Below are 21,002 nucleotides of genomic sequence, written 5' to 3' on the forward strand. Positions count from 1 at the left end.
CCCGCCGGGCGTTGCGGTGTGCCCCCCGAGGCCGGGGCCTGATGAGCGCGCCCCGCCTGGCGGCGGGGTCCCCTGCGCTGCTCGCCCCGGCGGGGCCGCTCGCTTAACTCGCGGCGCGGTCGCGCCGCTCGGACAAAACCTCGCTGACCAGCGCGAACCGGAAAGGTTCGCGCTGGCCCCCCGCCGGGGCTGCGCGGCTCGGCACGCTCAAAGGCCCCGGCCTCGGGGGGCACACCGCAACGCCCGGTGCGTGGGGCTAGTCGGCGTCGCCGCGGGGCGGCGAGTCCTGCTCCAGGGCCCGGCGCAGCAGCTCCAGGCGCTCCTCCGGGGCGTCGATCTCCAGCAGCTGCTGCTTCGCCTCGGTGGGGATCGGCAACAGCTCCGATAGCCGCGCGCTGACCCAGCCGGCATCATCGAGCTGGCGGGGCATGGCCCCGTACAGGCCGCCGATCTGATCGAGGATTCGCTCCAGCAGATCGGCCAGCGGGCGGAGCTCGGCGTCCAGTTGCGGCGCCGGCGGGTCGGTCAGCCAGCGCACCTGCGCCTGTTGCACCTTCCCCGTCGGGGTCTGCCGCTCAAGGATCTCGAAGCGCCGCTGTCCCTCGACGGTGATCCCCAGCAGACCGTCGCTGCGCTGGTCCCAGTCGATGATGCGCACCTCCGTCCCCACGGCGTGGGGACGGGCCGGCAGCCCCGCCTCGCCGCCATTCTCGATCAGGCAGATGCCGAAGCCGGTGTTGTCGTTGCGCAGGCAGTAGGTGACCAGATCCAGATAGCGGCGCTCGAAGATGCGCAGCTCCAGTCGCCCACCCGGGAAAAGCACTGTACGCAGAGGGAACAGCGGCAGCTCATCGTCCATCAGTCGCTCTCCTTGCCCCAGCGGGGGCCCAGGTCGTGGGCCACATCCAAGTGGTCCAGGATCCGTGCCACGACGAAGTCGATCAGGTCCTCGACCCGCTGCGGCCGATGGTAGAACCCCGGGTTGGCCGGCAGGACCACCACGCCGAGCCGCGTCAGGGACAGCATATGCTCCAGGTGGATCGCCGAGAGCGGGGTCTCCCGCGGAACCACCACCAGTTGACCGCGCTCCTTGAGTACCACATCGGCGGCGCGCTCGATCAGGCTGTCCGAGTGTCCGCCGGCGATCGCCGCCAGGGTGCCGGTGGTGCAGGGGCAGACCACCATGCGTTGCGGGGCTGCCGAGCCGGAAGCCAGGGGTGCGGTCCACTGCTGATCACTGTAGACGTGGAGCCGCGCCGGATCGATGTCTAGGGCCCCGACCAGTTGGCGGTGCAACTCGGCGCTGCGCCGGGGTAGCGGCGTGTCCGTCTCCAGTCCGGCAACCACCCGGGCAGCATCGGAGACCAGCAGATGGACGGTCTCGCCCGCCCCGGCGAGGGTCTGCACCAGGCGCAGACCGTACTGCAGGCCAGAGGCCCCGGTTAGGGCGACGCTGACCCCGCTCATGCCGGGGCGCTCCCGGCCTCCAGGCCGGCCAGCAGTCGCTCGTGGATGTTGCCGAAGGCGCCGTTGCTCATCACCACCAGGCGGTCGCCAGGGCGCGCCTCGGCCAGGGCGAGCCGGGCCAGGTGGTCGACCTCGGCGGCGGTATGCAGGCGCCCTCCCAGTGGTGCCAGGGCCTCGGGGACGGACCAGGGCAGGTCCGGTGGGGTCAACACGAAGGCGTGGTCGGCGCGGGCCAGGGCGTCGGCCAGCTGCCGGCGGTGGATGCCCAGGCGCATGGTGTTCGAGCGCGGCTCCAGCACGGCCAGCAGTCGCCGCCCCGGGGCGGCCAGGGCCTCCAGGGTGGCGGCCACGGCGCTGGGGTGGTGGGCGAAGTCGTCGATGACCTCGACCCCGCCGACGCGGCCGCGCACCTCCAGCCGGCGGCGGACGCCGGGGAAGGCGTTCACGGCTTCCAGGGCGGTGGTCGGATCTGCCCCGGCCCCGGCGGCAGCCGCCACCGCCGCCGCGGCATTGGCCAGGTTGTGGCGGCCCGGCTGCGGCGGATGCAGCGGGCCGAGCGGAGTGCGCCGGTGCAGGAGTACGGCGCCGGCGTCAGGGCCGTCGTCGGCGGTGATGCGCCAGTCATTGTCGGCGCCAAAGCCGATTCGCTCCAGCCGCGACCAGCAGCCGCGCGCGACGACGGCGGGCAGGTTGGGGTCATCGCCGTTGATGAGCACGCGGCCGTTGCCGGGGACGGTACGCACCGCATGGTGGAGCTGCGTGGCGATGGCCTCCAGATCCGGGTAGATGTCGGCGTGGTCGTACTCCAGATTGTTCAGCAGCAGGACGCGGGGCTGGTAGTGGACGACCTTGGCGCGCTTGTCGAAGAAGGCCGTGTCGTACTCGTCGGCCTCCACCACGAAGGGCGAACCGGTGCCTAGCCGGGCGGAGCGCTCGCTGAACCCCGGGGCGCCGCCGATCAGATAGCCCGGGTCGAGGCCGCAGCGCTCCAGGGCCCAAGCAGTCATCGAGGCGGTGGTGGTCTTGCCGTGGGTGCCGGCGATGGCTACCACGCAGCGGCCGTTGAGGACGTTCTCTGCCAGCCACGCGGGACCGGACTGGTAGGGCAGCCCGCGGTCCAGGATGTGCTCGACAGCCGGGTTGCCGCGGGAGAGGGCGTTGCCGATGACCACCCGGTCCGGGGCGGGTTCCAGGTGGGCGGCGTCGTAGCCGGGTCGGACCGGGACGCCCGCCTGGTCGAGGATGTCGCTCATCGGTGGCCACGCCGCGCTGTCGCTGCCGTCCACCGCGTGCCCGCTCTCCCGGGCGAGGAGGGCGACGCCGCCCATGAACGTGCCGCATATACCGAGGATGTGTATCTTCATGGACCGTCCCGATCAGTCGGCGGCCAGCTGGACCACCTGAAAGCTGAGGAAGCTGTACGCCAGCGCCAGGAGGATGCCGAGCGCCAGGCGCATCTCCAGCGTATGCCGGAAGATGTGCCCGAGGATGGCCACCTGCCAGAACCAGAGCAAGAGGATGCCGGCGGCGGCGCCCTGGGCCTGCTCCGCGCCGTAGGCGGCGATGGGGAAGGTCATCAGTGTGACCGGGATGCCGATCAGCACGTCGGTGCCGAACATCGCCGTGGCGCTCTGGGTGAAGCGCGGCGTTAGTCCGCGCAGCAGGAGCAGGGCGTAGAGGAAGGCCAGGCTGAAGCCGGTCGCGACCACCACCTGCAGGCCGACGGTGCCCGTGTCCGGGAGGTTGTCCGCGGCGATGTAGGTTAGGATCATGCTCGCCCCGATCAACCCGAGCAGGTGCGTGGCCGAGTAGGGCAGATCCTGGGGACCGTCGCGAAAGAGGCAGATCCCCACCAGTTTCTGCAGCAAAGGACCCATGCTCTCCCCCTGGGTGGTTGTTCGGCCCAATCATACCGCATGGCATGGCGGCACGATGCCGCCGGTTGACGTCGACGCCGGGGTGCGCTGGCATAGGGCCCCTTACGGGGCGGCCGGTTGCGCCGCGGCCTTGCTTGCCGCGGCGCAGCAACGGCGTTACAGTTCGCCCCTGTCGAACCGTTCCTCGATACGCAAACGTCCTCTACTGAACGGAGTAACTGCATGAGCCTCGATTCCGTGCCCGCCGGGCGGTCGATTCCGGACGATATCAACGTCGTCATCGAGATCCCGCTCCACGGCGGCCCCGTGAAGTACGAAGTGGATAAGGAGACGGGTGCGCTCACCGTCGATCGCATCATGGCCACGGCCATGCACTATCCGTGCAACTACGGCTTTGTGCCGCAGACGCTGGCCGATGATGGCGATCCGGTAGACGCCCTGGTCATCACCCCCCTGCCGTTGCAGCCCGGCTCGGTGATCCGCTGCCGCCCGGTGGGTGTGCTGGAGATGGCGGACGAGTCCGGCGAGGATGCCAAGCTGATTGCGGTTCCGGTGGACAAGCTGACCACCGACTACAGCGAGGTGAAGGGGCCCGACGACCTGCCGCCGCGCCTGCTGCAGGAGATTAGCCACTTCTTTGAGCACTACAAGGATCTTGAGCCCGGCAAGTGGGTTCAGGTGCGCGACTGGAAGGGCGCCGACGCCGCGCGAGCCGAGATCGAGCACGCGGTGTCCAACTACCGGAATCAGTAGCAACGCAGGGAGCGTTGCCCGACTCAGGGGGCCAGTGGAGCGGCCGATAACCCGTGAAGCGGTATCGACGTTCGGAGGTGGTGAGCGATGGCTCGCGCCCTTACGGCAGAGCGACTCAAGTGTGAGAACGCCACGTTCCAGGGGACCGGTGGCGTCAGCGCTTGCAACCGGGACCACGGCTTCCGCCCGGCCTTCCTGGACACCGAGACGGGGACGATCTACCTCTCCTGCAGCGGGAACGGGCAGCCGGCCCCCTTTCACCGCCTCGACGGTCTGCCCGAGGAGCTGATCAGCGAACGCGACGACCGCGGTCGGGTCATCGCGGTGAAGCAGAGGGTGGTCTCCGGGTTCGAGCGCGACGGCTGCTTCTATACCCGCGAGCAGGCCGCCTGCTTCGTGGTTCCCCCGACCCCGCGACAAGGTTCCTGAGTCGTGGCGCAGCTGCAGGTGACGCTGGAGGTCGCCGCCGGCGACCTCGATGCCGTGGATGGCGCCCTGGAACTGGCCGGGGCGCTGTCCCAGACCTACCAGGCCGATGACGGCACCGTGCTCCTCGAGCCCGGCGTGGGCGAGCACCCGATGTGGGAGAGGGTTCGAGTTGCCGCGCTGTTTCCTGCCGGGACCGATCCCGAGGACCTTTACAAGCTGCTCGCCGGGCAGCTGGGCGAACGTCTGCAAGGCTGGCAGGCGGAGACGCTGGAGGATCGTGCCTGGGAGCGCGAGTGGCTCGACCACTTCCGCCCCATGGCCTTCGGCGAGCGGCTTTGGATCGTCCCCACCGGGAGCGAGCCGGAGCTGCCGCGCGACGCCGTGGCCATCCACCTCGACCCGGGGCTGGCCTTCGGCACCGGCACCCACGAGACCACGGCGCTGTGCCTGCAGTGGCTTGATGGCGAGCCGATCCAGGGGCGTGACGGCCTCGATTTCGGCGCCGGCTCTGGCGTCCTGGCCGTGGCTGCGGTACGTCTGGGCGCGGCCCGCTGCATGGCCGTCGATAACGACCCCCAGGCAGTGATCGCCAGCCGCGACAACGCCGAGCGCAACGGTGTCGCCGATTGGGTCCCGGCGTACGCCGTCGATCAGCGGCCGGCGTATTGCGCCGATTTCCTCGTCGCCAATATCCTTGCATCGACGCTGGTGGAGCTGGCCGGTGAGCTGCGTAGCGGCGTTCGCGTCGGTGGGCGCCTGGCGCTCTCCGGGATCCTCCTGGGGCAGGAGCAGCAGGTCATGGATGCCTTCCAGGGCAGCATCGCCTGGGATGCGCTGCAGACTCGCGGCGACTGGGTGCTGGTCAGCGGCACCCGCACCGCCTGAACGTCGGTCGCCGGATTTTCCAACAACGAGGGAAGCCCGTGTACACCCAGTGCCCTGGATGCGGGACGATCTTCGCGCTGCGTGCGTGGCAGCTTCGCCAGGCGCGCGGTCGGGTTACCTGTGGCCTGTGCCAGACCACCTTCGACGCGGTTCAGGCGCTGAGCGAGGACTTGCCCGGCGAGCCGGGTGCCGCGACGACCGACGGGGCCCCGCCGTCCCGGTCCGCCGGTGGGGACGAGGTGCGCATCCCCGCCCTGGGACCGCAGATGTCGGCCATCGGCCGACTGCTGCCCGACGACAGCGGCGATCGGCCGGTGGACCTGCAGGCCCTCGTCGGTGAGCGCTCGACCGCGGGGGAGCGCGCAGGTTCCGGCCCGGAGGCGGCGGATCGGGCAGCCGAACCGGGGGGGTCCGAGGCCGACTGGGAGCAGGTCCTGGCCGAGCTGCGTGCCGGGCAGCGTCCCGCCCGCGCCCCGGGGGCTGGCACGAGGCCCAAGCGGCGCCTCTGGATGACCGCCGCTGGCGTGCTGGTTTTGGCGGCGGCCCTGGTCCATGGCTCGTACCTCTACCGCGCGCAGCTGCTCGAGCTGCCCGGGACGCGGGCGTGGCTCTCGGCGGTCTGCGCCGTGTACGACTGCCAGCTGGAGACCGCGGCGAGCTACGACGTCATCGAGGTCGAGGAGCGCTGGCTGGAGCCGGATCCGCGTCGGGACGATGCGCTGATGCTCGGCGGGGTGCTGGTGCACACCGGCGAGCGGCGCCTGCCCTATCCCGAGATGCGGCTGACACTGCGGGATCTGGACGGCCACGTGACCGGCGAGCGCTGGGTTCGCCCTGAGGACTACGTGGCCGACAGCCGTCTGCGGGCGCGCCTGGGCGCGGGCATGGAGCCGGGGGCTCGGATCCCGGTGGAACTCTACGTGGCAGAGCCCGACGGCGGGGCCGAGAGTTTCTCGCTGTCATTCCGACCGGTCGAGTAGGGCCGCCAGGGCCCGGGGGGCCGCCGGTCGGCTCTGTTATCCTTCCAGACAGACATGAATGGGGGTGATGCATGCAGGACGGCAAGGGACCCGGTCCCGGACAGGGTCCTGGCAGGGGCGGCGACGGCGAGGTGGGGGGGCCCATCCGCGAGGCGGTCAGTCGCGCCCTGGATGACTATTTCAGGGAGCTGGACGGGCACGACTGCAATGGTCTCTATCGGCTCGTGCTCAACGAGGTGGAGGTTCCGCTCCTCGAGTCGGTGATGGACTACTGCTCTGGCAATCAGACGCGGGCTGCGCAGCTGCTCGGCCTTAATCGGGCGACCCTGCGCAAGAAGCTGCGCGATCACGGCATCGACTACAACTGAACAACCCGGACAATCCAATATGGCGACCAACGACGGCGTGCGGCCCCTGCGGCGGGCCTTGATCAGCGTTTCCGACAAGAGCGGGGTGGAGGGCTTCGCCCGGGCCCTGCATGAGCAAGGCGTCGAGATCCTCTCGACCGGTGGTACGGCCCGCCTGCTGGGCGAGGCCGGTATCCCGGTGCGTGAGGTTTCGGCCGAGACCGGCTTCCCGGAGATCATGGATGGCCGGGTCAAGACCCTGCATCCGCGCATCCACGGCGGGCTGCTGGGGCGGCGCGGCACGGACGACGCGGTCATGGACGAGCACGGCATCGGGCCCATCGACCTGCTCTGCGTGAACCTCTACCCCTTCGAGCAGGCCGTCGCCGCCGAGGATTGCACGCTGGCCGAGGCCATCGAGAACATCGACGTCGGCGGGCCGGCCATGATCCGTGCCGCGGCCAAGAACCACACCGATGTGGCGGTGGTCACCGAGGCTGCCGCCTACGATCGGGTCCTGGACGAAGTCCAGCGCCTGGGCGGGACCAGCCGGGCCCTGCGTCACCACCTGGCAACCCGGGCGTTCAGCCACACCGCACGCTACGATGGCGCCATCGCCGCCTACCTGAGCCAGCGCGACGAGCAGGGTGAGCAGCAGGGCGATTTCCCGGGTATCTGGACGTTGCAGGTGGAGAAGATCGCGGATATGCGCTATGGCGAGAACCCGCATCAGTCCGCTGCCTTCTACCGTGACGTCACCCCCGGTGAGGCCAGCGTCGCCACGGCGCGCCAGCTCCAGGGCAAGGCCCTGTCCTACAACAACGTCGCCGATACCGATGCCGCGCTGGAGTGCGTCAAGGGGTTCGAGGCGCCGGCCTGTGTCATCGTCAAGCATGCCAACCCCTGCGGTGTGGCCTGTGCCGAGACCCTGCGCGAGGCCTACGACCGGGCCTTCGAGGTCGACCCGACCTCGGCCTTCGGTGGCATCATCGCCTTCAACGACACCGTCGACGCCGAGTTGGCCGGTGCCATCCTGGATCGCCAGTTCGTGGAGGTGGTCATTGCCCCGGCGGTCACCGACGAGGCCCTGTCGCGCTTCTCCGCCAAGGCCAACGTGCGCGTGCTGCAGACCGGCCGCTGGCCGCGGAAGGCTGGCGCAGATCTGGAGCTCAAGCGGGTGCGCGGCGGTCTCCTGGTCCAGGATCGAGACACCGCAGTGGTCGATCCGGCCGACCTGCGGGTGGTCACCCGGCGTCAGCCCACCGACGCCGAATGGGCCGACCTGCGCTTCGCCTGGGAAGTGGTGCGGCACGTCAAGTCCAACGCCATCGTCTTTGCGGGCGGGCAGCGCACCCTCGGTGTGGGGGCCGGGCAGATGAGCCGCGTGTTCAGTACCCGGATCGCCTGCGAGAAGGCGTCGGATGCGGGGCTCGCCCTGCAGGGCTCGGTGCTCGCCTCCGACGCCTTCTTCCCGTTCCGGGACGGAGTCGATCAGGCCGCCGAGGCCGGTGCCGCGGCGCTCATCCAGCCCGGTGGCTCGATGCGCGACCAAGAGGTGATCGACGCCGCCGACGAGCATGGCCTGGCCATGGTCTTCACCGGGATGCGCCACTTCCGCCACTGAACGCGGCCAAGCGAGGTAGAGGATGAAGGTACTGGTTATCGGAGGGGGCGGTCGCGAGCACGCCATGGCCTGGGCCCTGGCGCGCTCGGCGCAGGTCGAAGAGGTGCTCGTCGCCCCCGGTAACGCCGGCACCGCCCGCGAGCCCGGGGTCCGGAACATCCAGGTTGGCGCGGAGGACGTCCCGGCGCTGGTCCAGCAGGCCCGGGAACAAGCGGTGGCCTTTACGGTGGTTGGGCCCGAGGCACCGCTGGTGGCCGGGGTGGTGGACGCGTTCCAGGAGGCGGGGCTCCCCTGTCTGGGCCCGACCGCGGCCGCCGCGGAGCTGGAGGGCTCCAAGGCCTTCGCCAAGGCCTTCATGGCCCGTCACGGGATCCCCACGGCGGCCTACCGGACCTTTGACGATCTGGGCGCGGCCACCGACTACATCCGGGAACACCCCGCGCCGATGGTCATCAAGGCCGATGGGCTGGCCTCGGGCAAGGGTGTCGAGGTGGCGGCGACCAAGGATGCCGCCCTGCTGGCCGCCGAGCGCATGCTCTCAGGCCAGGCCTTCGGGGACGCCGGTGCGCGCGTCGTGGTCGAGGAGTGCCTGCAGGGCGAGGAGCTGAGCTTCATCGCCCTGGTCGACGGCGAGCATGTGGTGGCGATGGCCAGCTCTCAGGATCACAAACCGCGGGACGACGGTGATGAGGGTCCGAACACCGGGGGGATGGGCGCGTACTCGCCGGCGCCGCTGATGGATGAACGGCTCTACCAGCGGGTCATGGACGAGGTGATCCGGCCCACGGTCCGCGGGCTGGCCGCCGAGGGGCGGCCCTACAAGGGGTTTCTCTACGCCGGGCTGATGATCGACGACGAGGGCCATCCGCGCGTCCTCGAGTACAACTGCCGCCTGGGCGACCCGGAGGCGCAACCCCTGCTGATGCGCCTGGATGCGGACTTCGCCGAGCTCTGCCGGGCTGCCCTCGACGGCCGGCTGCCGGAGGTGGCGCTGAGCTGGGATCCGCGCCCGGCGGTCGGCGTGGTGATGGCGGCGGCCGGCTATCCGGGGCCGGTGGAGCGGGGCGATGTCATTGAAGGGCTCGACGACGCCGAGCACACCGGCTGCAAGGTCTTCCACGGGGGCACGACCCTCGACGCCGACGGCCGGGTGGTGACCAACGGCGGTCGGGTGCTCTGCTGCTGCGCCCTGGGCGAGCGTGTGGCTGCTGCGCAACAGGCCGCTTATCGCGGTGTCGCCGCCATCCACTGGGAGGGGGTGTTTTACCGGCGGGACATCGGTGCCCGGGCCATTGCCCGGGAAACCGGCTGAACCCCCCCCGGTGCCCCGTTGAGGGGGCTGAACGAAACGGAGCCGGCGCCCCGCGGGGCACCGGCTCCGTTGTCGCGAATCCCCGGAGGGGTTACGCGGACTTCTTGCTGCTGCTGCCGGAGGCGGCGGAGCCACTGCCGCTGCCACCCGCCGAGGCACCACCGCTGGCACTGCTGCCCGCGCTGCGGCCCTTGCCGGTGGCCTTCTCGGCCTGGCCCTGCATCGTCTCGGTCATGGCCGTGACGTTCTCCTGGGCGATCTTCTGCACTTCCTCGCCCATGTTCTTGCTGATGTCGGCCAGGGTGCTGGCGTTCTCGGTGAACTTGTTGCTCATCGTCTGCACGACCTTGCCCTGGTCGTTCAGGTAGTTCTGGAAGCTCTCCGGATCACGGACCTCCATGGCCTTGCGCATCTGCTCCATGGCCAGGTCGGTGTAGGAGCGCGCCGCCTCCAGGTTCAGGTGAGCGACCTTCTCGGCGTGGTCGAGGAGCAGCGCGTTGAGCTTGCGGCTCGGCTCCATCATCTTCTGGAACTGCTGCATGGTCTTGTTGAGCTGGTCTTGCATGGGTCTCTCTCCTTGTTGAAGCTGCTCGAGGCATGACCGCTCGCCATGCCTTGTGCGATGCAACATAGCACCACCCGTGTTGCGTTGCAACAGCAGATTGACCCACGCCAAACAAAAAGGGGCCGCGCCAGGCGGCGCGGCCCCTCGGTCCGATCCGCTCGCCGGGGCGTGGGCCCCAGCGGGAGGCGGTCAGCCCTCGCTGCCGCTGCGGGCTGGCGGCACGGCCGCGCCGTCCCCGCCGCTGTCGCCCCCGCGGCTGTAGGTGGTACTGCCGGTGCCGTAGCTGCCGGAACGGTAGTCCTCCTGCGGGGCCTCCTGCTCGGCGGCGTGGCCCATCTCCGCGGCGCGCTGCTGGGCGTTGAAATAGGCCCAGTTGAAGTAGCCGCGGGCATTGGCGGTGACGGAGTCCTGCGCCAGCTGGGCCTGGGAGAGCTCGGGCCGGAGGTAGCGCTCGAGCACCCGGCCACCGCCACCGGTGATGATGATGTGGTCGTACTCTTGGATCTGCCACATCGAGCGGGCCTCGACCAGCAGTTTGGTGGCGATGTCGCCGAAGATGCGGTCGCGGAGCTCGACGATGTCTACCGGTCGCCCGTTGACGTTGACCTGGCCCTGGATGATGGCCTCGTCCAGCGTGTACTGCTCGCGCTCGAGCCCGTACTGGGTGGAGAGTTCCTGGGCGATCTCCTCGTAGCCGAAGGAGATCCCCAGCGGCACCGTCTTGCAGAAGCCCGGGGAGTACTCGCCGTCGATCACGGTGGCAAAGTCGCTGGTGCGGAAGCCGATGTCCATGATGCCGACGCGGCCGTTGAGCAGCGGGTGATCGCCGCGGATCTGCCCGCGGTCGTCGAGGACCTCGGCCCAGAAGCTGCCCACCGGCTGCGGGACCACCTCGATGTTCTCGAGCCGAATGCTGACCCCGAAGCGGCTCGGGCCGACGTGGCGGATGACCTCGTGGTCGCCGCGCAGCTGGCGGACCAGGTCGTCGGCCATGTGCATGCGGCCTGGTGGCAGGCCGGTGACCACGTGGAAGTTGTTCACCGTCTCGCGGGCGTAGAGGCTGAGGGCGCCGAGGAAGAGGATCTTGAGGTCGTCCCCCTCCGCGCGGGTCGGCGACAGTCCCCGGTGCGCCAGGCGCGAGTGGCGGATGGCGTAGTCGCCCAGCAGATAGCTCTTACCACCGTAGGTGATGCGCAGCTCGCTGCTGCCGCTGCGCTGGGCCACGCCCAGGGACATCGGCATGCCCGACTCGCCCTCGCCGACGACGCTGGGGAATACGTGCCCCTCGCGGCCGTCATCGATCTTGATGAACCCGTACCCCATGTCCAGGCCAATACAACGTTCCACGGCGTCTCCCCCTCTGTTGCCCGTTCGCCGTCTCTGTCTGGGCGCTCAGAAACCCTGAATCCCCCAGGCGGATACCGGCCATGCTAGCACACGCCGCCGGCGGGCCCGCCACAGATCAGCGCCGCCCCCAGAACGTCTGCCTCGGCTGGGGGCGGACATTGCGCGACGGCTCCTCTTCTTCCTGCTCCTGCCTTCCCTGCGCTTGCTCAGGTTCCTCCGCCGGGCCGTGCGCTTCCTCCCGGTGCGGCTCGGGCCTGGGGTCGGCACGCGGCGGTTCCGGTTCGGGCTCGGGCGGGGTGTCCGTCGTCGGGGTGGCCCCGGCCTCGGTATCGGCCCCGGTCTCCGCCTGTGCTGGCGCCTGCGCCTGTTCCGGCCCGGTCAGTTGCGACTCCCGGCCGGCTTCATGCTGCAAGGCGGCCAGTGGCACCTCGCGCCGCGGATGGCTCTCGCCGAGGAACTGGCCGCCGGCCTCGATGATGAAGTCGTCGCTGTGGAGCTCGCCGAAGACGCGCCCCTCGGCGACGATCTCGAGGCTGGCGCAGTCGATCACGCCTTCCACGTAGCCACTGACCAGCAGACGGTGGGCCTTGATATTGCCCTCGAAGCGGCCGGTGTGGCCGATACTCACGTCATGGTCCGAGACGATGGTGCCCTTGATCTGCCCGTCCAGGTGCAGGTTCGACTCCAGGGTCAGTTCTCCGACCAGTCGCGTGCCGTCGCAGATAACTGTCGTTCCAGGGCTTCGGCTCTTCGATTGATCCCCTTTGCCAATGATTCCCATTTTACGCGGCCCTCTTCTTCAAAGAGCTCTTCATAGTTCTCCAGGCTCCAGTCCAGAAACGGTTCCGGGTTCAGCTTGCGCTGGGTGTGCCAGATCTCGTAGTGCAGATGGGGGCCGTTGACATTGCCGGTGGCCCCGGAGCGGGCAATGACATCGCCCTCTTCGACGAACTCGCCGGTCTCCACCTCGATCCGGCTCAGGTGGGCGTAGTGGGTCTGGAAACCGAAATCGTGGGCGAGGATGACCAGCTTGCCGAGCCCGCTGCCCTGGTGCTTGGCCGCAAAGTTGACTACCCCGTCGGCGGTGGCGACGATCTTCTCGCCCACCGGTGCGCGCAGATCGACCGCGGCGTGGAACGAGCGCTCGCCGGTCACCGGATGGGTCCGCCAGCCGTAGCCGCTGGTGATTCGTGACTCCTCTTGGAGGGGCCAGCCGCTGGGGATGGTTCGCAACATCAGCGCCTTCTCGAGCGCCGTCTGGCCGGCGGTGTCGAGCCGCTCGCGGCGCTTGGCCTCCGGCTGGGGATCGAGTCCGACCAGGGTCTCGATGTGGCCGAGCTCGAGATCCATGCGGTGGATCTCTTGCTCCCGCTCGCTGACCAGCTCGCGGAGTTCCTCGTTGCGCCGCTCGATCTGGCGGGCGGCCTCGGCCTTGTCGGCGCGGACCTGGTTCAGTTCGGTGATCTTGTCGTTGAGCGCATGGAGGGCGAGGGCGCCTGCGAGCAGCACAAGCGCCAAGCCGCCGGCCAGGGCCAGCGCGAAGCGCTTGGCGATCTGGTGCAGCGAATAGTGGCGGGCGCCGCGGAAGTCGGTGATGGTGACCGTGAAACGATCCTTCACGCCGTCTCTGCTCCCCTATGGCGAACGGGTCGCTCCCGGGGGCGCGGCGGTTCCTGCCGCTTTTGCCGGGGCGGGCTCAACTCAGCGCCGCGGATGACGCGGATCGTCCTCTGAGCCGCGGCTGTACTCGCCCTCGATGATCCGGCCACGGGTCGGCGTGCCGGATCGGCGTGCCGGGTCGAAGCCTTCGCCGCGGGCGGCGGCGCGACGCATCTGGCGGCGTAGCCACCACGTGCGGGCGGCGATGATCACGGCACCGATGAGGGCCAGACCGAGCATCACCGCCAGCACGACGATCCCGAGCGTTGCCGCCAGGGCGATGACGGCGATGGCCCCGATGACGCCCGCGACCCGCGCGATCGGCCCGCGTTCGACGTTCTGCATGCGCATGGGGTTTCCCACCTGCTTGACCTTTCAAAGGGCCAAGGATAGCCGGCCGACCAGCCCGCGGGCTACCCTGACTGCGGGGCCGGGGCCGTCCCCCGGACGACCGTCGTCGCCCACACCCAGCTGTAGGAGCCGGTTCATGGATACGCGCCACCCGTTCGAGACCCTCGGTCCCGACACCGTCCTCGATGCCGTCGAGGCCGTCGGCGGCGTGCGCAGCGACGGCCGGTTGCTGGCACTGAACAGCTACGAGAACCGGGTCTACATGGTCGGGGTGGAGGACGGCCCGGCCGTGGTGGCCAAATTCTACCGCCCCGGGCGCTGGGACGATGCGCAGATCCTCGAGGAGCACGCCTTCAGCGAGGAGCTGGTCGCCGCCGAGGTGCCGGTGGTGGCGCCCATGCGCTGTGGAGCGAGCACCCTGGCCCACAGCCACGGCTTCCGCATCGCCCTGTATCCCATGCGGGGCGGGCGCATGCTGGAGGTGGACAACCGCGACGTGCTTCGCCGCCTGGGCGCCTACCTGGGTCGCATCCATGTCGTCGGCGGGGGCGGTGCCTTCACCCATCGTCCCGCCCTCGACCCGGGGGATCACGGCCGGCGGGTCCGGGACCGGCTGCTGGCCGGCAACTGGCTGCCGCCGCACCTGGAGGAGGCCTACGCCACCCTTACCGAGGATCTCCTCGAGGCGGTGAGCGCCTGCTGGGAGCGTGCCGGGGCGGTGCGCCCGATCCGCGTGCACGGCGATTTCCACCCGGGGAACGTGCTGCAGACCGAGGCCGGGTTCCATCTGGTGGACCTGGATGACACCTGCACCGGGCCGGCCGTCCAGGATCTCTGGATGCTGCTTCCCGGCGAGCGGGCCGAGCAGGAGTCGTTCCTCGAGGCGGTCCTGGAGGGGTACCGGACCTTTTGTGAGCTCGACCCGCGCGAGCTGCACCTGATCGAGCCCCTGCGCACCCTGCGGCTGATGCGCCACGCCGCCTGGCTGGCGGAGCGCTGGGAGGATCCGGCGTTCCCGCAGGCCTTCCCCTGGTTCGCCGAGCCCCGCTACTGGGAGGAACACATGTTGGCGCTGCGCGAGCAACTGGCTGCTTTGGCCGAGCCCCCGCTCAGCGTCCGATGAAGTGGACCCGACAGGCGCTGACGTAGGCCAGGCCCTCGGCGGCTGCGGCCAGCTGGGTGGCACGTTGGTGCAGGGCGGTAGTGTCGCAGTCCGGGCCCCAGGGCAGGTGGAGTTCCACCTCCAGGCGTCCCTCCATATAGTGCAGGTCGACGCGCTCGACGCTGTCGCCCCCCTGGATGCCCGACCAGGCGGTCTGTAGGTCGCGCTCGACCTTGCTGCGCAGGGGCAGGGCGGCGGTGGCCTCGTCCCAGTGCGGCGGCTCGTGGTCGACGTGCACCAGCACTTCCGTGACCACGCCGATGTCCTCGATGAGGCGCCGGCGCACGGCCTCACTGATCCGGTGGCCCTCGGAGACGCTCAGCCGCGGGTCCACCTGGATGTGCAGGTCGATCAGTGCCTCCTCGGCCATGTGCCGGCTGCGCAGGCCGTGAACGTCGCGAACCCCGTCGATCTCGCCGACCAGTCCCTCGATGCGCGCCACCTGCTCCGGATCGAGGCCGGTATCGACCAGCTCGCAGACCGAGCGCCAGGCGAAGCGGATCCCCACGTGGGCGAGCATCAGTGCCACCACGATGGCGGCGACGGCGTCCAGCCACGGTAGCCCCAGGAATACGCCGATGATGCCGCCGATGACCACCACGGAGGAGAGGGCATCGGAGCGGTGGTGCCAGGCATTGGCGTGGATGAGGTTCGAGTGCGCCCGGTTGGCCACCCACCGGGTGTAGTGGTAGAGGCCCTCCTTGATGACCAGCGACGCCAGCGCTGCGCCGAGGGCAAGCCAGCCCGGCACCCAGAGCGACTCCGGGGCGACGAGTAGCCGCTGTACCGCGTCGTAGATGAACCCGGCGGCCACCAGCAGGAGCACCGCGCCGATGCCGGCGGTCGCCGCCGTCTCGATGCGGGCGTGGCCGTACGGGTGGTCGCTGTCCGCTTCTTGGCTCCCGTAGGTGGCGGCCACGTACACCAGGGCGTCGGAGGCCAGGTCCGAGAGGGAGTGGACCCCGTCCACGACCAAGGCCTGGGATTGCCCCAGCCAGCCGGCGACGATCTTACCGGAGCCGAGGAAGAGATTGATCACCCCGCCGATCAGGGTGACCCGGCGCTTGGCCCGTGCAGGATCCTCGGCAGTGCGCGTGGCTCGGGAGGCGCTCACCGCGGCTCCTGATCGGATCCCTGCTGGCAGTCCGGGCACACGCCGAAGAACTCCAGGGTGTGGCTGACCCCGGCGTAGCCGCGGGCGCGCACCGCGGCTTCGAGGTCCGCCGGGCAGGCGTGGATGGGGTCCTTGCGCTGGCAGTGCCGGCAGATGACGTAGTGCTGGTGGCTGCCGTCGGCCTCCACCAGCTGGTAGCGGGTGGAGCCGTCCCCGAACTCGTGGCGGTGCACGAGCCCGAGGCGTTCGAAGTCGGTCAGGCAGCGGTAGACCGTCACCGGGTCGCACGCCGTAGACCCGAGCTGCTGATGCAGCTCGCGCGGGCTCAGCGGGGTATCGGCGGCCACCAGGGTGGCGACGATCTGCCGCCGCGGCTGGGTCAGGCGCAGCCCCGCGTCACGCAGGGCCTGCAGGGCTTCGTCCGTGGTCGTCGTGCACGCTGCTTGTTTCATGGGATCCGGGGTTATCGGGAAACCGATTGCAGCTGTTCGTTGACCTCGCGGATGACCGTCTCGTCCACCGCCAGTCCGGCGGCCACCTGCAGCTGCACGAAGTTCAGCAGGTAATCATAACGCGCCGCAGCCAGGTCGCGCTTGGTCTCGAAGCGTTGGCTCTGGGCGTCGAGGACGTCGGTGGTGGTGCGGGTACCTACCTCCTGGCCGCGACGCACCGAGGCCTCGTTGCTGCGCGCCGAGACGAGGGCCTGCTCCAGCGCCCGGACTCGCTCCAGCTCCGAGGTCAGGCCGAGGAAGGCGGAACGGGCGTCCAGGGCAGCGGCCCGGCGCTGATCGGCCAGGTCGTCGCTGGCCGCGGTGCGCTCCGCCTCGGCCTGGCGCACCCGGCTGGAGATGGCCCCGCCGGTGAATAGAGGGATGGAAGCCTGTAAGCGGATGGTCCGCGTGTCCTGAATCTGGTCAAGGGTCTCCGGATCCGTCGCGGCCGAACCCTGCCGGAAGGTCTCCTCGCCGTCGAAATGGCGGTAGCTCGCCTCGAGCTCTACTTCCGGCCAGCGATCGGCCCGCTGGCTTTCGACATCGTGTCGGGCCAACTGGTCGTCGCGCTCGGCGAGCTGGACCTCCAGGTTGTAGCGCTGGGCCAGGTCCACCCAGTGGTCGGTGTCGGTGGGCTCCACCGGCTTGGGCTCGAACGTCTCGCCCAGGCCGGCCAGCTCGCCGGGCAGTTCGCCGGTCAGCCGGCGCAGTGCCTGCTGGGCGACCTCCACCTGGTTGTCCACGGCCACCTGCTCGGCGCGCACCCGGTCGAATGCGGCCCGCGCCTCGTCGACGTCGGTCTGGGTGCCGGTCCCCACCTCCAGGGCCCGCTCGGCCCGGCGCAGCTGGCTCTCGACGGCGGCCAGCTCGGCCTCGACCAGGGCCTGCTCGTCCTGGGCCAGCAGGACGTCGAAGTAGGCCTCGGTGACATCCACCACCAGTGCCTGCTCGGCCAGGGAGAGCTCCACGTCGGCCCGGTCCACGGCGGTACGGGCCCGCTCCAGGTCGATGAAGTTGCCGCGCCGGAAGATCGGCTGGGTCAGCGACAGCGAGGCGTCCCAGCCGCGGCTCTCGTCGTCGAAATCGGCTTGCCCGTCGATGTCGATCGCAGTCTCGCGGTCCTCGTAGCCCGCCGAGGCGGTGATCTGTGGCAGGAACTGCGAGCGGGCCTGGGCGATCTCCTCGTCGGCGGCGCGGCGCCGGTTGAGGGCGGCGGCCAGGCTGCGGTCCGCCTCCAGGGCCAGCCGGTACACCTGCAGCAGGTCCTGTTGCGGGTCTCGCTCCTTGACCTCCGCCGGCGCCAGGGCGTCCTCGTCGTCCTCCACCGGGACCGGGGCGTCGACCACCGCCTCCGCGGCGTCGTTGTCGTTGTTGCCGTTGTCACCGGCGGCGATGGCCCCGGGCAGCGCCAGTAGGGCGGCCAGGGTCCAGCCGGTGAACCGGGGGGCGAGCCTGAACTGCGCTCTCGTGTTGCCTCGCTTCATGGGCGTTGGTCCTTTTCGCAGGGGCTTGGGGGCCGTCAGGCCCCCGGGGCCGCCCCTCATCCGAAGTAGTCCTCGGCGATCTTGCTCAGCCGGCCCCAGCCCCGCCGCGCGAGGTAGCCCTCGAGCAGGGAGTAGGCCGCCGGTATTACAGCCAGGGTGAGCAGCATGGCCGTGATCATACCGCCGATGATCGCCGCTGCCATCGGTGCATTGGTCTCGGCCCCGGCACCCAGGCCGGCCGCCGCCGGGATCAGCGCCAGGATCAGCGTCAGCGAGGTCATCAGGACCGGGCGCAGACGGATGGGGCACGCCTCGGCCAGGGCCTCGTTGATCGAGAGATCCCGCTTCTCGCGGTACTGGTTGGTTAGATCCACCAGTAGGATGCCGTTCTTGGTGACCAGGCCCATGAGCAACACCATGCCGATCATCGAGTAGATGTTCAGCGTGAAGCCGCCCACCCAGAGACCGAGCAGTCCGCCGATCAGCGCCAGCGGCTGTGCCGCCATGATCAGCAGTGGCTGGACGAAGGAGTTGAACTGGCTGGCCAGCACGATATAGACGAGCGTCGCCGCCAGGAAGAGCACGAAGAGCATGGCGGCGACGGCCCGTTCCATCTCCTCGGCCTGGCCGACCAGCTCCACGTCGAAGTTCAGCGGCAGGACGTCGTCGGCCACGGCGTTGAGCTCCTCGACGGCCTCGGCCAGTGGTAGTTCCGGGTCGGCGTAGAACTCCGCCGAGTAAGAGAGGTTGTGGCGGGTGATCGCCGCCGGCCCCAAGGTCTCCTCCATGGTGGTCACCGCCTCCAGCGGCACCATCTCGCCGTGCTCAGAGAGGAGCTGGATCCGCTGCAGGTCGTCGATGTCGCGGATCATGTCCTCCTGGGCCTTGAGGCGGATGTCGTAGCGCCGCCCGTCCTGGCCCCCGGGGCCGTCGTCGAAGCGGGCCACATCGAAGCCGCCGGCAAGCACGTTGATGGTCTGGGCGATGTCGTGGGCGTTCAGGCCCAGACTCCGGGCTTGCTCCCGATCCACCTCGACCTCCACCTGGGGCAGCTCCAGATCCAGGTCCAGGTCGATGCTGCCCATGCCGTCGACTGCCTCCAGGCGCTCCTGGATCGCCCGCGCGTGATCGCCGAGTTCCTCGACGTTGGGTCCGGTGACCACGAACTGCAGGGGCTCGCCGCGCTGGCCGGGGACGAAGGGCACGTCGGAGGCGAAGGCGCGTACCCCGGGCAGTTCGGCGAGCTTGGGGCGGATCCGCTGCACCACCTCCTGCTGCGAAGCGTCCCGCTCGTCGCGGTCGACCATGCGGACGAAGGCGATGCCGCGGTTGACCTGCCCGCGGTCGCCGATGCCGATGGCCGAGAAGTAGCGATCCACCTCCGGCTGCGCCTCAAGGATAGCCTCGACCTCGCGCATCTGCCGGTCGGTGTACTCGATCCCGGAGCCGAGCGGCGTCTGGAAATTGACCATGAACTCCCCGGTGTCCTCGTCCGGGGCGAACTCGCCGCCCAGGCGCGGGGCGATGACCACCGCGACGGTGACGGCGAAGACCGCCGCCAGGCCGAGCGTCGTCCACCGGAAACGCAGGATGTAGCCGAGCGCCCACCGATAGACCCGCTCGATGGCCTTGAAGCCCTGCTCCAGGGCCCGGTAGAAGGCCCCCTCCTGCTCCGGTACGTGGAGGAAGCGGGAGGCGAGCATCGGGATCAGGGTCAGGGCAACAATGCTCGAAGCGAGCACGCCGAAGGCGACCACCACCGCGAACGATTCGAAGAACCGACCGATGATCGCCTCCATGAAGATCACCGAACCGAAGATCGAGATCAGCGTCAGGGTGGAGGCGATGACCGCGAAGAAAACCTCGTTGGAGCCGGAAATCGCCGACGCCATGGGGCCTTCCCGGTACTGCTGGCGGTGGCGGTAGATGTTCTCCAGCACCACGATGGCGTCGTCCACCACCACGCCGATGAGCAGCAGCATGCCGAGCATGGTGATCGAGTTCAGCGTGTAGCCGAAGAAGTGGATCACCGCGATGGCCGCCATCAGCGAGACGGGGATGGCCAGCGAGACGATGGCCGTCGAGCGCAGGTTGCGCAGGAACAGCCACATCACCAGGGCAGCGAAGAGGATGCCCAGGGCAATGGTCAGGTAGAGCGAGTCGATCTGCTCGAGGATGAACTGCGACTCGTCGGTGGAGATGTGCAGCTCCAGCCCCGGCGGCAGCTGGGGACGGATCTGATCGTCCAGGCGTTCCTTGACCTCGTCGATGATGGCGACGGTGTTCGCCCCGGAGATCTTGACCACGCCCAGGCCGATGGTCGGCTCGCCGTTGAACCGGGCCAGCTGGCGCATGTCCGCCAGGCCGTCCTCGACCCGGCCGATGTCGCTAAAGCGCACGCGTTCGTCGCCGTCCCCGGCGACGATCATCTGCTCGAGTCCTTCGGCGTCGTGGTACTCGACGTCGAGCTTGAGCATCTCTTCGGTCTCGCCACCGACCAGGAAGCCGCCCGGCATCTGGGCGTGCTCCTCCTCGAGGGCCCGCATGATCGTCTGCACGTCGACGTTGTGGGCGGCCATGCGGTCGGGGTCGACCTCCAGGCGCATGGTCCGCTCCCGGGCGCCGCCGATCTGCACTTCGCCGACGCCGGTGATGCCCTCGAGCTGCGGGCGGACCTCGTTGCGGGCGTAGCGGTCGAGATCCTGCGCCGTGCGATCTCCCTGCAGGGAGAGCCACATGATCGGCTGGGCGTCCATCTCGACCTTGTCGACGACCGGTGCCTCCGCTTCCTCGGGCAGGTCCTGGACGATCTCGGAGACCTTCGCGTTGACCTCGTTGAAGGCCACGTCCACGTCCACTTCCAGATCGAACTGGATGGTGACCACCGAGGTCCCGGGCAGGGAGACCGACTGGATGTCGTCGATGCCCGGGACGGTGTTGACGGCCCGTTCGACCTCGTCGGTGACCGCCGAATCCATCAGCTCCGGGTCGGCGCCGTCCTGGTGGACGGTGACGCTGACCATGGGGAAGTCGATATTGGGGATGCGGTCGGTGCCGATATCCTGATAGGCGATCGCGCCGATGAGCACGATCAGCGCGCTGATCATCACCGCCAGAACGTGGCGGCGTATGGAGAGCTCGGAGAGCGTCATGGT

Annotated in this window: 21 protein-coding genes; 8 read left to right on the forward strand and 13 right to left on the reverse strand. The window is 69.5% G+C overall.

Features of this window, described 5'->3' with window-relative positions; all coding sequences use genetic code 11:
- Nucleotides 1-256: 256 nt before the first annotated feature.
- The 4 genes from LRG10_RS11805 to LRG10_RS11820 are packed head-to-tail and all read right to left on the reverse strand — an operon-like array spanning nucleotide 257 to nucleotide 3,344.
- Nucleotides 257-859 carry an LON peptidase substrate-binding domain-containing protein gene (locus tag LRG10_RS11805; RefSeq protein WP_201172154.1) on the reverse strand — a complete coding sequence of 201 codons (603 nt, stop codon included), beginning with the start codon at nucleotides 857-859 and terminating at the stop codon, nucleotides 257-259.
- A complete protein-coding gene (locus LRG10_RS11810; protein WP_238635676.1) occupies nucleotides 859-1,467 on the reverse strand; it encodes a flavin prenyltransferase UbiX in 609 nt (202 codons plus the stop codon). Before LRG10_RS11810 ends, LRG10_RS11805 begins: the two co-directional genes overlap by 1 nt.
- Nucleotides 1,464-2,831, reverse strand: a complete 1,368-nt coding sequence (mpl, locus tag LRG10_RS11815; RefSeq protein WP_238634196.1) for a UDP-N-acetylmuramate:L-alanyl-gamma-D-glutamyl-meso-diaminopimelate ligase — start codon at nucleotides 2,829-2,831, stop codon at nucleotides 1,464-1,466. The genes LRG10_RS11810 and mpl overlap by 4 nt, the downstream gene beginning before the upstream one ends.
- 12 nt (nucleotides 2,832-2,843) lie before the next feature.
- Entirely contained in the window at nucleotides 2,844-3,344 is a 501-nt protein-coding gene (locus tag LRG10_RS11820; RefSeq protein WP_201172139.1) for a hypothetical protein, read from the reverse strand.
- Nucleotides 3,345-3,566: 222 nt separating this feature from the next.
- On the opposite strand from LRG10_RS11820, the gene ppa reads away from it, so the two are divergent.
- From ppa to purD, 7 genes are all read left to right on the forward strand, one after another.
- Nucleotides 3,567-4,097, forward strand: coding sequence for an inorganic diphosphatase (gene ppa, locus LRG10_RS11825; protein WP_201172136.1), 531 nt, complete (start codon nucleotides 3,567-3,569; stop codon nucleotides 4,095-4,097).
- A gap of 87 nt (nucleotides 4,098-4,184) precedes the next feature.
- Nucleotides 4,185-4,526, forward strand: coding sequence for a hypothetical protein (locus tag LRG10_RS11830; protein ID WP_201172126.1), 342 nt, complete (start codon nucleotides 4,185-4,187; stop codon nucleotides 4,524-4,526).
- Nucleotides 4,527-4,529: 3 nt separating this feature from the next.
- Nucleotides 4,530-5,411 (forward strand): 50S ribosomal protein L11 methyltransferase, encoded by an 882-nt coding sequence (gene prmA / locus LRG10_RS11835; protein WP_238635677.1) that lies wholly within the window; start codon nucleotides 4,530-4,532, stop codon nucleotides 5,409-5,411.
- A 38-nt stretch (nucleotides 5,412-5,449) separates the two neighbouring features.
- On the forward strand, nucleotides 5,450-6,391 hold the full coding sequence (locus LRG10_RS11840) for a DUF3426 domain-containing protein (protein WP_238635678.1): 942 nt from the start codon (nucleotides 5,450-5,452) through the stop codon (nucleotides 6,389-6,391).
- Between the two features lie 71 nt (nucleotides 6,392-6,462).
- On the forward strand, nucleotides 6,463-6,759 hold the full coding sequence (fis, locus tag LRG10_RS11845) for a DNA-binding transcriptional regulator Fis (RefSeq protein WP_201172119.1): 297 nt from the start codon (nucleotides 6,463-6,465) through the stop codon (nucleotides 6,757-6,759).
- 19 nt (nucleotides 6,760-6,778) lie between these two features.
- A complete protein-coding gene (gene purH, locus LRG10_RS11850; RefSeq protein ID WP_201172108.1) occupies nucleotides 6,779-8,362 on the forward strand; it encodes a bifunctional phosphoribosylaminoimidazolecarboxamide formyltransferase/IMP cyclohydrolase in 1,584 nt (527 codons plus the stop codon).
- A gap of 22 nt (nucleotides 8,363-8,384) precedes the next feature.
- Complete coding sequence (purD, locus tag LRG10_RS11855; protein WP_201172106.1) at nucleotides 8,385-9,674, forward strand: phosphoribosylamine--glycine ligase; 1,290 nt, start codon at nucleotides 8,385-8,387, stop codon at nucleotides 9,672-9,674.
- Nucleotides 9,675-9,765: 91 nt separating this feature from the next.
- Here purD and LRG10_RS11860 read toward each other — a convergent pair whose 3' ends face one another.
- The 5 genes from LRG10_RS11860 to LRG10_RS11880 form a co-directional block, all read right to left on the reverse strand.
- Entirely contained in the window at nucleotides 9,766-10,239 is a 474-nt protein-coding gene (locus LRG10_RS11860) for a phasin family protein (RefSeq protein ID WP_201172104.1), read from the reverse strand.
- A gap of 189 nt (nucleotides 10,240-10,428) precedes the next feature.
- Nucleotides 10,429-11,586, reverse strand: a complete 1,158-nt coding sequence (locus LRG10_RS11865; protein WP_201242278.1) for a ParM/StbA family protein — start codon at nucleotides 11,584-11,586, stop codon at nucleotides 10,429-10,431.
- Nucleotides 11,587-11,701: 115 nt separating this feature from the next.
- Nucleotides 11,702-12,367, reverse strand: coding sequence for a polymer-forming cytoskeletal protein (locus LRG10_RS11870; protein ID WP_201172100.1), 666 nt, complete (start codon nucleotides 12,365-12,367; stop codon nucleotides 11,702-11,704).
- The gene (locus tag LRG10_RS11875; protein ID WP_201172099.1) at nucleotides 12,277-13,206 is read right to left on the reverse strand and encodes a M23 family metallopeptidase; all 930 of its coding nucleotides are present in this window, start codon (nucleotides 13,204-13,206) and stop codon (nucleotides 12,277-12,279) included. Before LRG10_RS11875 ends, LRG10_RS11870 begins: the two co-directional genes overlap by 91 nt.
- A gap of 81 nt (nucleotides 13,207-13,287) precedes the next feature.
- Nucleotides 13,288-13,596 carry a hypothetical protein gene (locus tag LRG10_RS11880; RefSeq protein ID WP_201172097.1) on the reverse strand — a complete coding sequence of 103 codons (309 nt, stop codon included), beginning with the start codon at nucleotides 13,594-13,596 and terminating at the stop codon, nucleotides 13,288-13,290.
- Between the two features lie 136 nt (nucleotides 13,597-13,732).
- Here LRG10_RS11880 and LRG10_RS11885 point away from each other — a divergent pair, with 136 nt between their 5' ends.
- Nucleotides 13,733-14,719, forward strand: coding sequence for a serine/threonine protein kinase (locus LRG10_RS11885; protein ID WP_201172096.1), 987 nt, complete (start codon nucleotides 13,733-13,735; stop codon nucleotides 14,717-14,719).
- Here LRG10_RS11885 and LRG10_RS11890 read toward each other — a convergent pair.
- Genes LRG10_RS11890 through LRG10_RS11905 form a run of 4 tightly spaced genes read right to left on the reverse strand, consistent with a single transcriptional unit; the run spans nucleotide 14,706 to nucleotide 20,999 of the window.
- Nucleotides 14,706-15,872: a cation diffusion facilitator family transporter gene (locus LRG10_RS11890; protein ID WP_201172089.1), complete on the reverse strand. Its 1,167-nt coding sequence runs from the start codon at nucleotides 15,870-15,872 to the stop codon at nucleotides 14,706-14,708. The genes LRG10_RS11885 and LRG10_RS11890 overlap by 14 nt on opposite strands.
- The gene (locus tag LRG10_RS11895) at nucleotides 15,869-16,324 is read right to left on the reverse strand and encodes a Fur family transcriptional regulator (protein ID WP_201172086.1); all 456 of its coding nucleotides are present in this window, start codon (nucleotides 16,322-16,324) and stop codon (nucleotides 15,869-15,871) included. Before LRG10_RS11895 ends, LRG10_RS11890 begins: the two co-directional genes overlap by 4 nt.
- A gap of 11 nt (nucleotides 16,325-16,335) precedes the next feature.
- Nucleotides 16,336-17,847 (reverse strand): TolC family outer membrane protein, encoded by a 1,512-nt coding sequence (locus LRG10_RS11900; RefSeq protein ID WP_238635679.1) that lies wholly within the window; start codon nucleotides 17,845-17,847, stop codon nucleotides 16,336-16,338.
- A gap of 56 nt (nucleotides 17,848-17,903) precedes the next feature.
- A complete protein-coding gene (locus tag LRG10_RS11905) occupies nucleotides 17,904-20,999 on the reverse strand; it encodes an efflux RND transporter permease subunit (protein WP_238635680.1) in 3,096 nt (1,031 codons plus the stop codon).
- Between the last annotated feature and the right edge of the window lie 3 nt (nucleotides 21,000-21,002).

The organism is Halorhodospira sp. 9628 (assembly GCF_022228075.1).
In the GTDB taxonomy this organism is placed as follows: Bacteria; Pseudomonadota; Gammaproteobacteria; order Nitrococcales; family Halorhodospiraceae; genus Halorhodospira; species Halorhodospira halophila_A.

Coding starts and splice junctions, on each gene's coding strand:
- LRG10_RS11820 (WP_201172139.1), bottom strand. CDS start 3,344: ATGGGTCCTTTGCTGCAGAAACTGGTGGGGATCTGCCTCTTTCGCGAC.
- LRG10_RS11870 (WP_201172100.1), bottom strand. CDS start 12,367: ATGGGAATCATTGGCAAAGGGGATCAATCGAAGAGCCGAAGCCCTGGA.
- ppa (WP_201172136.1), top strand. CDS start 3,567: ATGAGCCTCGATTCCGTGCCCGCCGGGCGGTCGATTCCGGACGATATC.
- purD (WP_201172106.1), top strand. CDS start 8,385: ATGAAGGTACTGGTTATCGGAGGGGGCGGTCGCGAGCACGCCATGGCC.
- LRG10_RS11805 (WP_201172154.1), bottom strand. CDS start 859: ATGGACGATGAGCTGCCGCTGTTCCCTCTGCGTACAGTGCTTTTCCCG.
- LRG10_RS11880 (WP_201172097.1), bottom strand. CDS start 13,596: ATGCGCATGCAGAACGTCGAACGCGGGCCGATCGCGCGGGTCGCGGGC.
- LRG10_RS11905 (WP_238635680.1), bottom strand. CDS start 20,999: ATGACGCTCTCCGAGCTCTCCATACGCCGCCACGTTCTGGCGGTGATG.
- LRG10_RS11860 (WP_201172104.1), bottom strand. CDS start 10,239: ATGCAAGACCAGCTCAACAAGACCATGCAGCAGTTCCAGAAGATGATG.
- LRG10_RS11895 (WP_201172086.1), bottom strand. CDS start 16,324: ATGAAACAAGCAGCGTGCACGACGACCACGGACGAAGCCCTGCAGGCC.
- LRG10_RS11830 (WP_201172126.1), top strand. CDS start 4,185: ATGGCTCGCGCCCTTACGGCAGAGCGACTCAAGTGTGAGAACGCCACG.
- purH (WP_201172108.1), top strand. CDS start 6,779: ATGGCGACCAACGACGGCGTGCGGCCCCTGCGGCGGGCCTTGATCAGC.
- LRG10_RS11885 (WP_201172096.1), top strand. CDS start 13,733: ATGGATACGCGCCACCCGTTCGAGACCCTCGGTCCCGACACCGTCCTC.
- LRG10_RS11810 (WP_238635676.1), bottom strand. CDS start 1,467: ATGAGCGGGGTCAGCGTCGCCCTAACCGGGGCCTCTGGCCTGCAGTAC.
- mpl (WP_238634196.1), bottom strand. CDS start 2,831: ATGAAGATACACATCCTCGGTATATGCGGCACGTTCATGGGCGGCGTC.
- LRG10_RS11900 (WP_238635679.1), bottom strand. CDS start 17,847: ATGAAGCGAGGCAACACGAGAGCGCAGTTCAGGCTCGCCCCCCGGTTC.
- fis (WP_201172119.1), top strand. CDS start 6,463: ATGCAGGACGGCAAGGGACCCGGTCCCGGACAGGGTCCTGGCAGGGGC.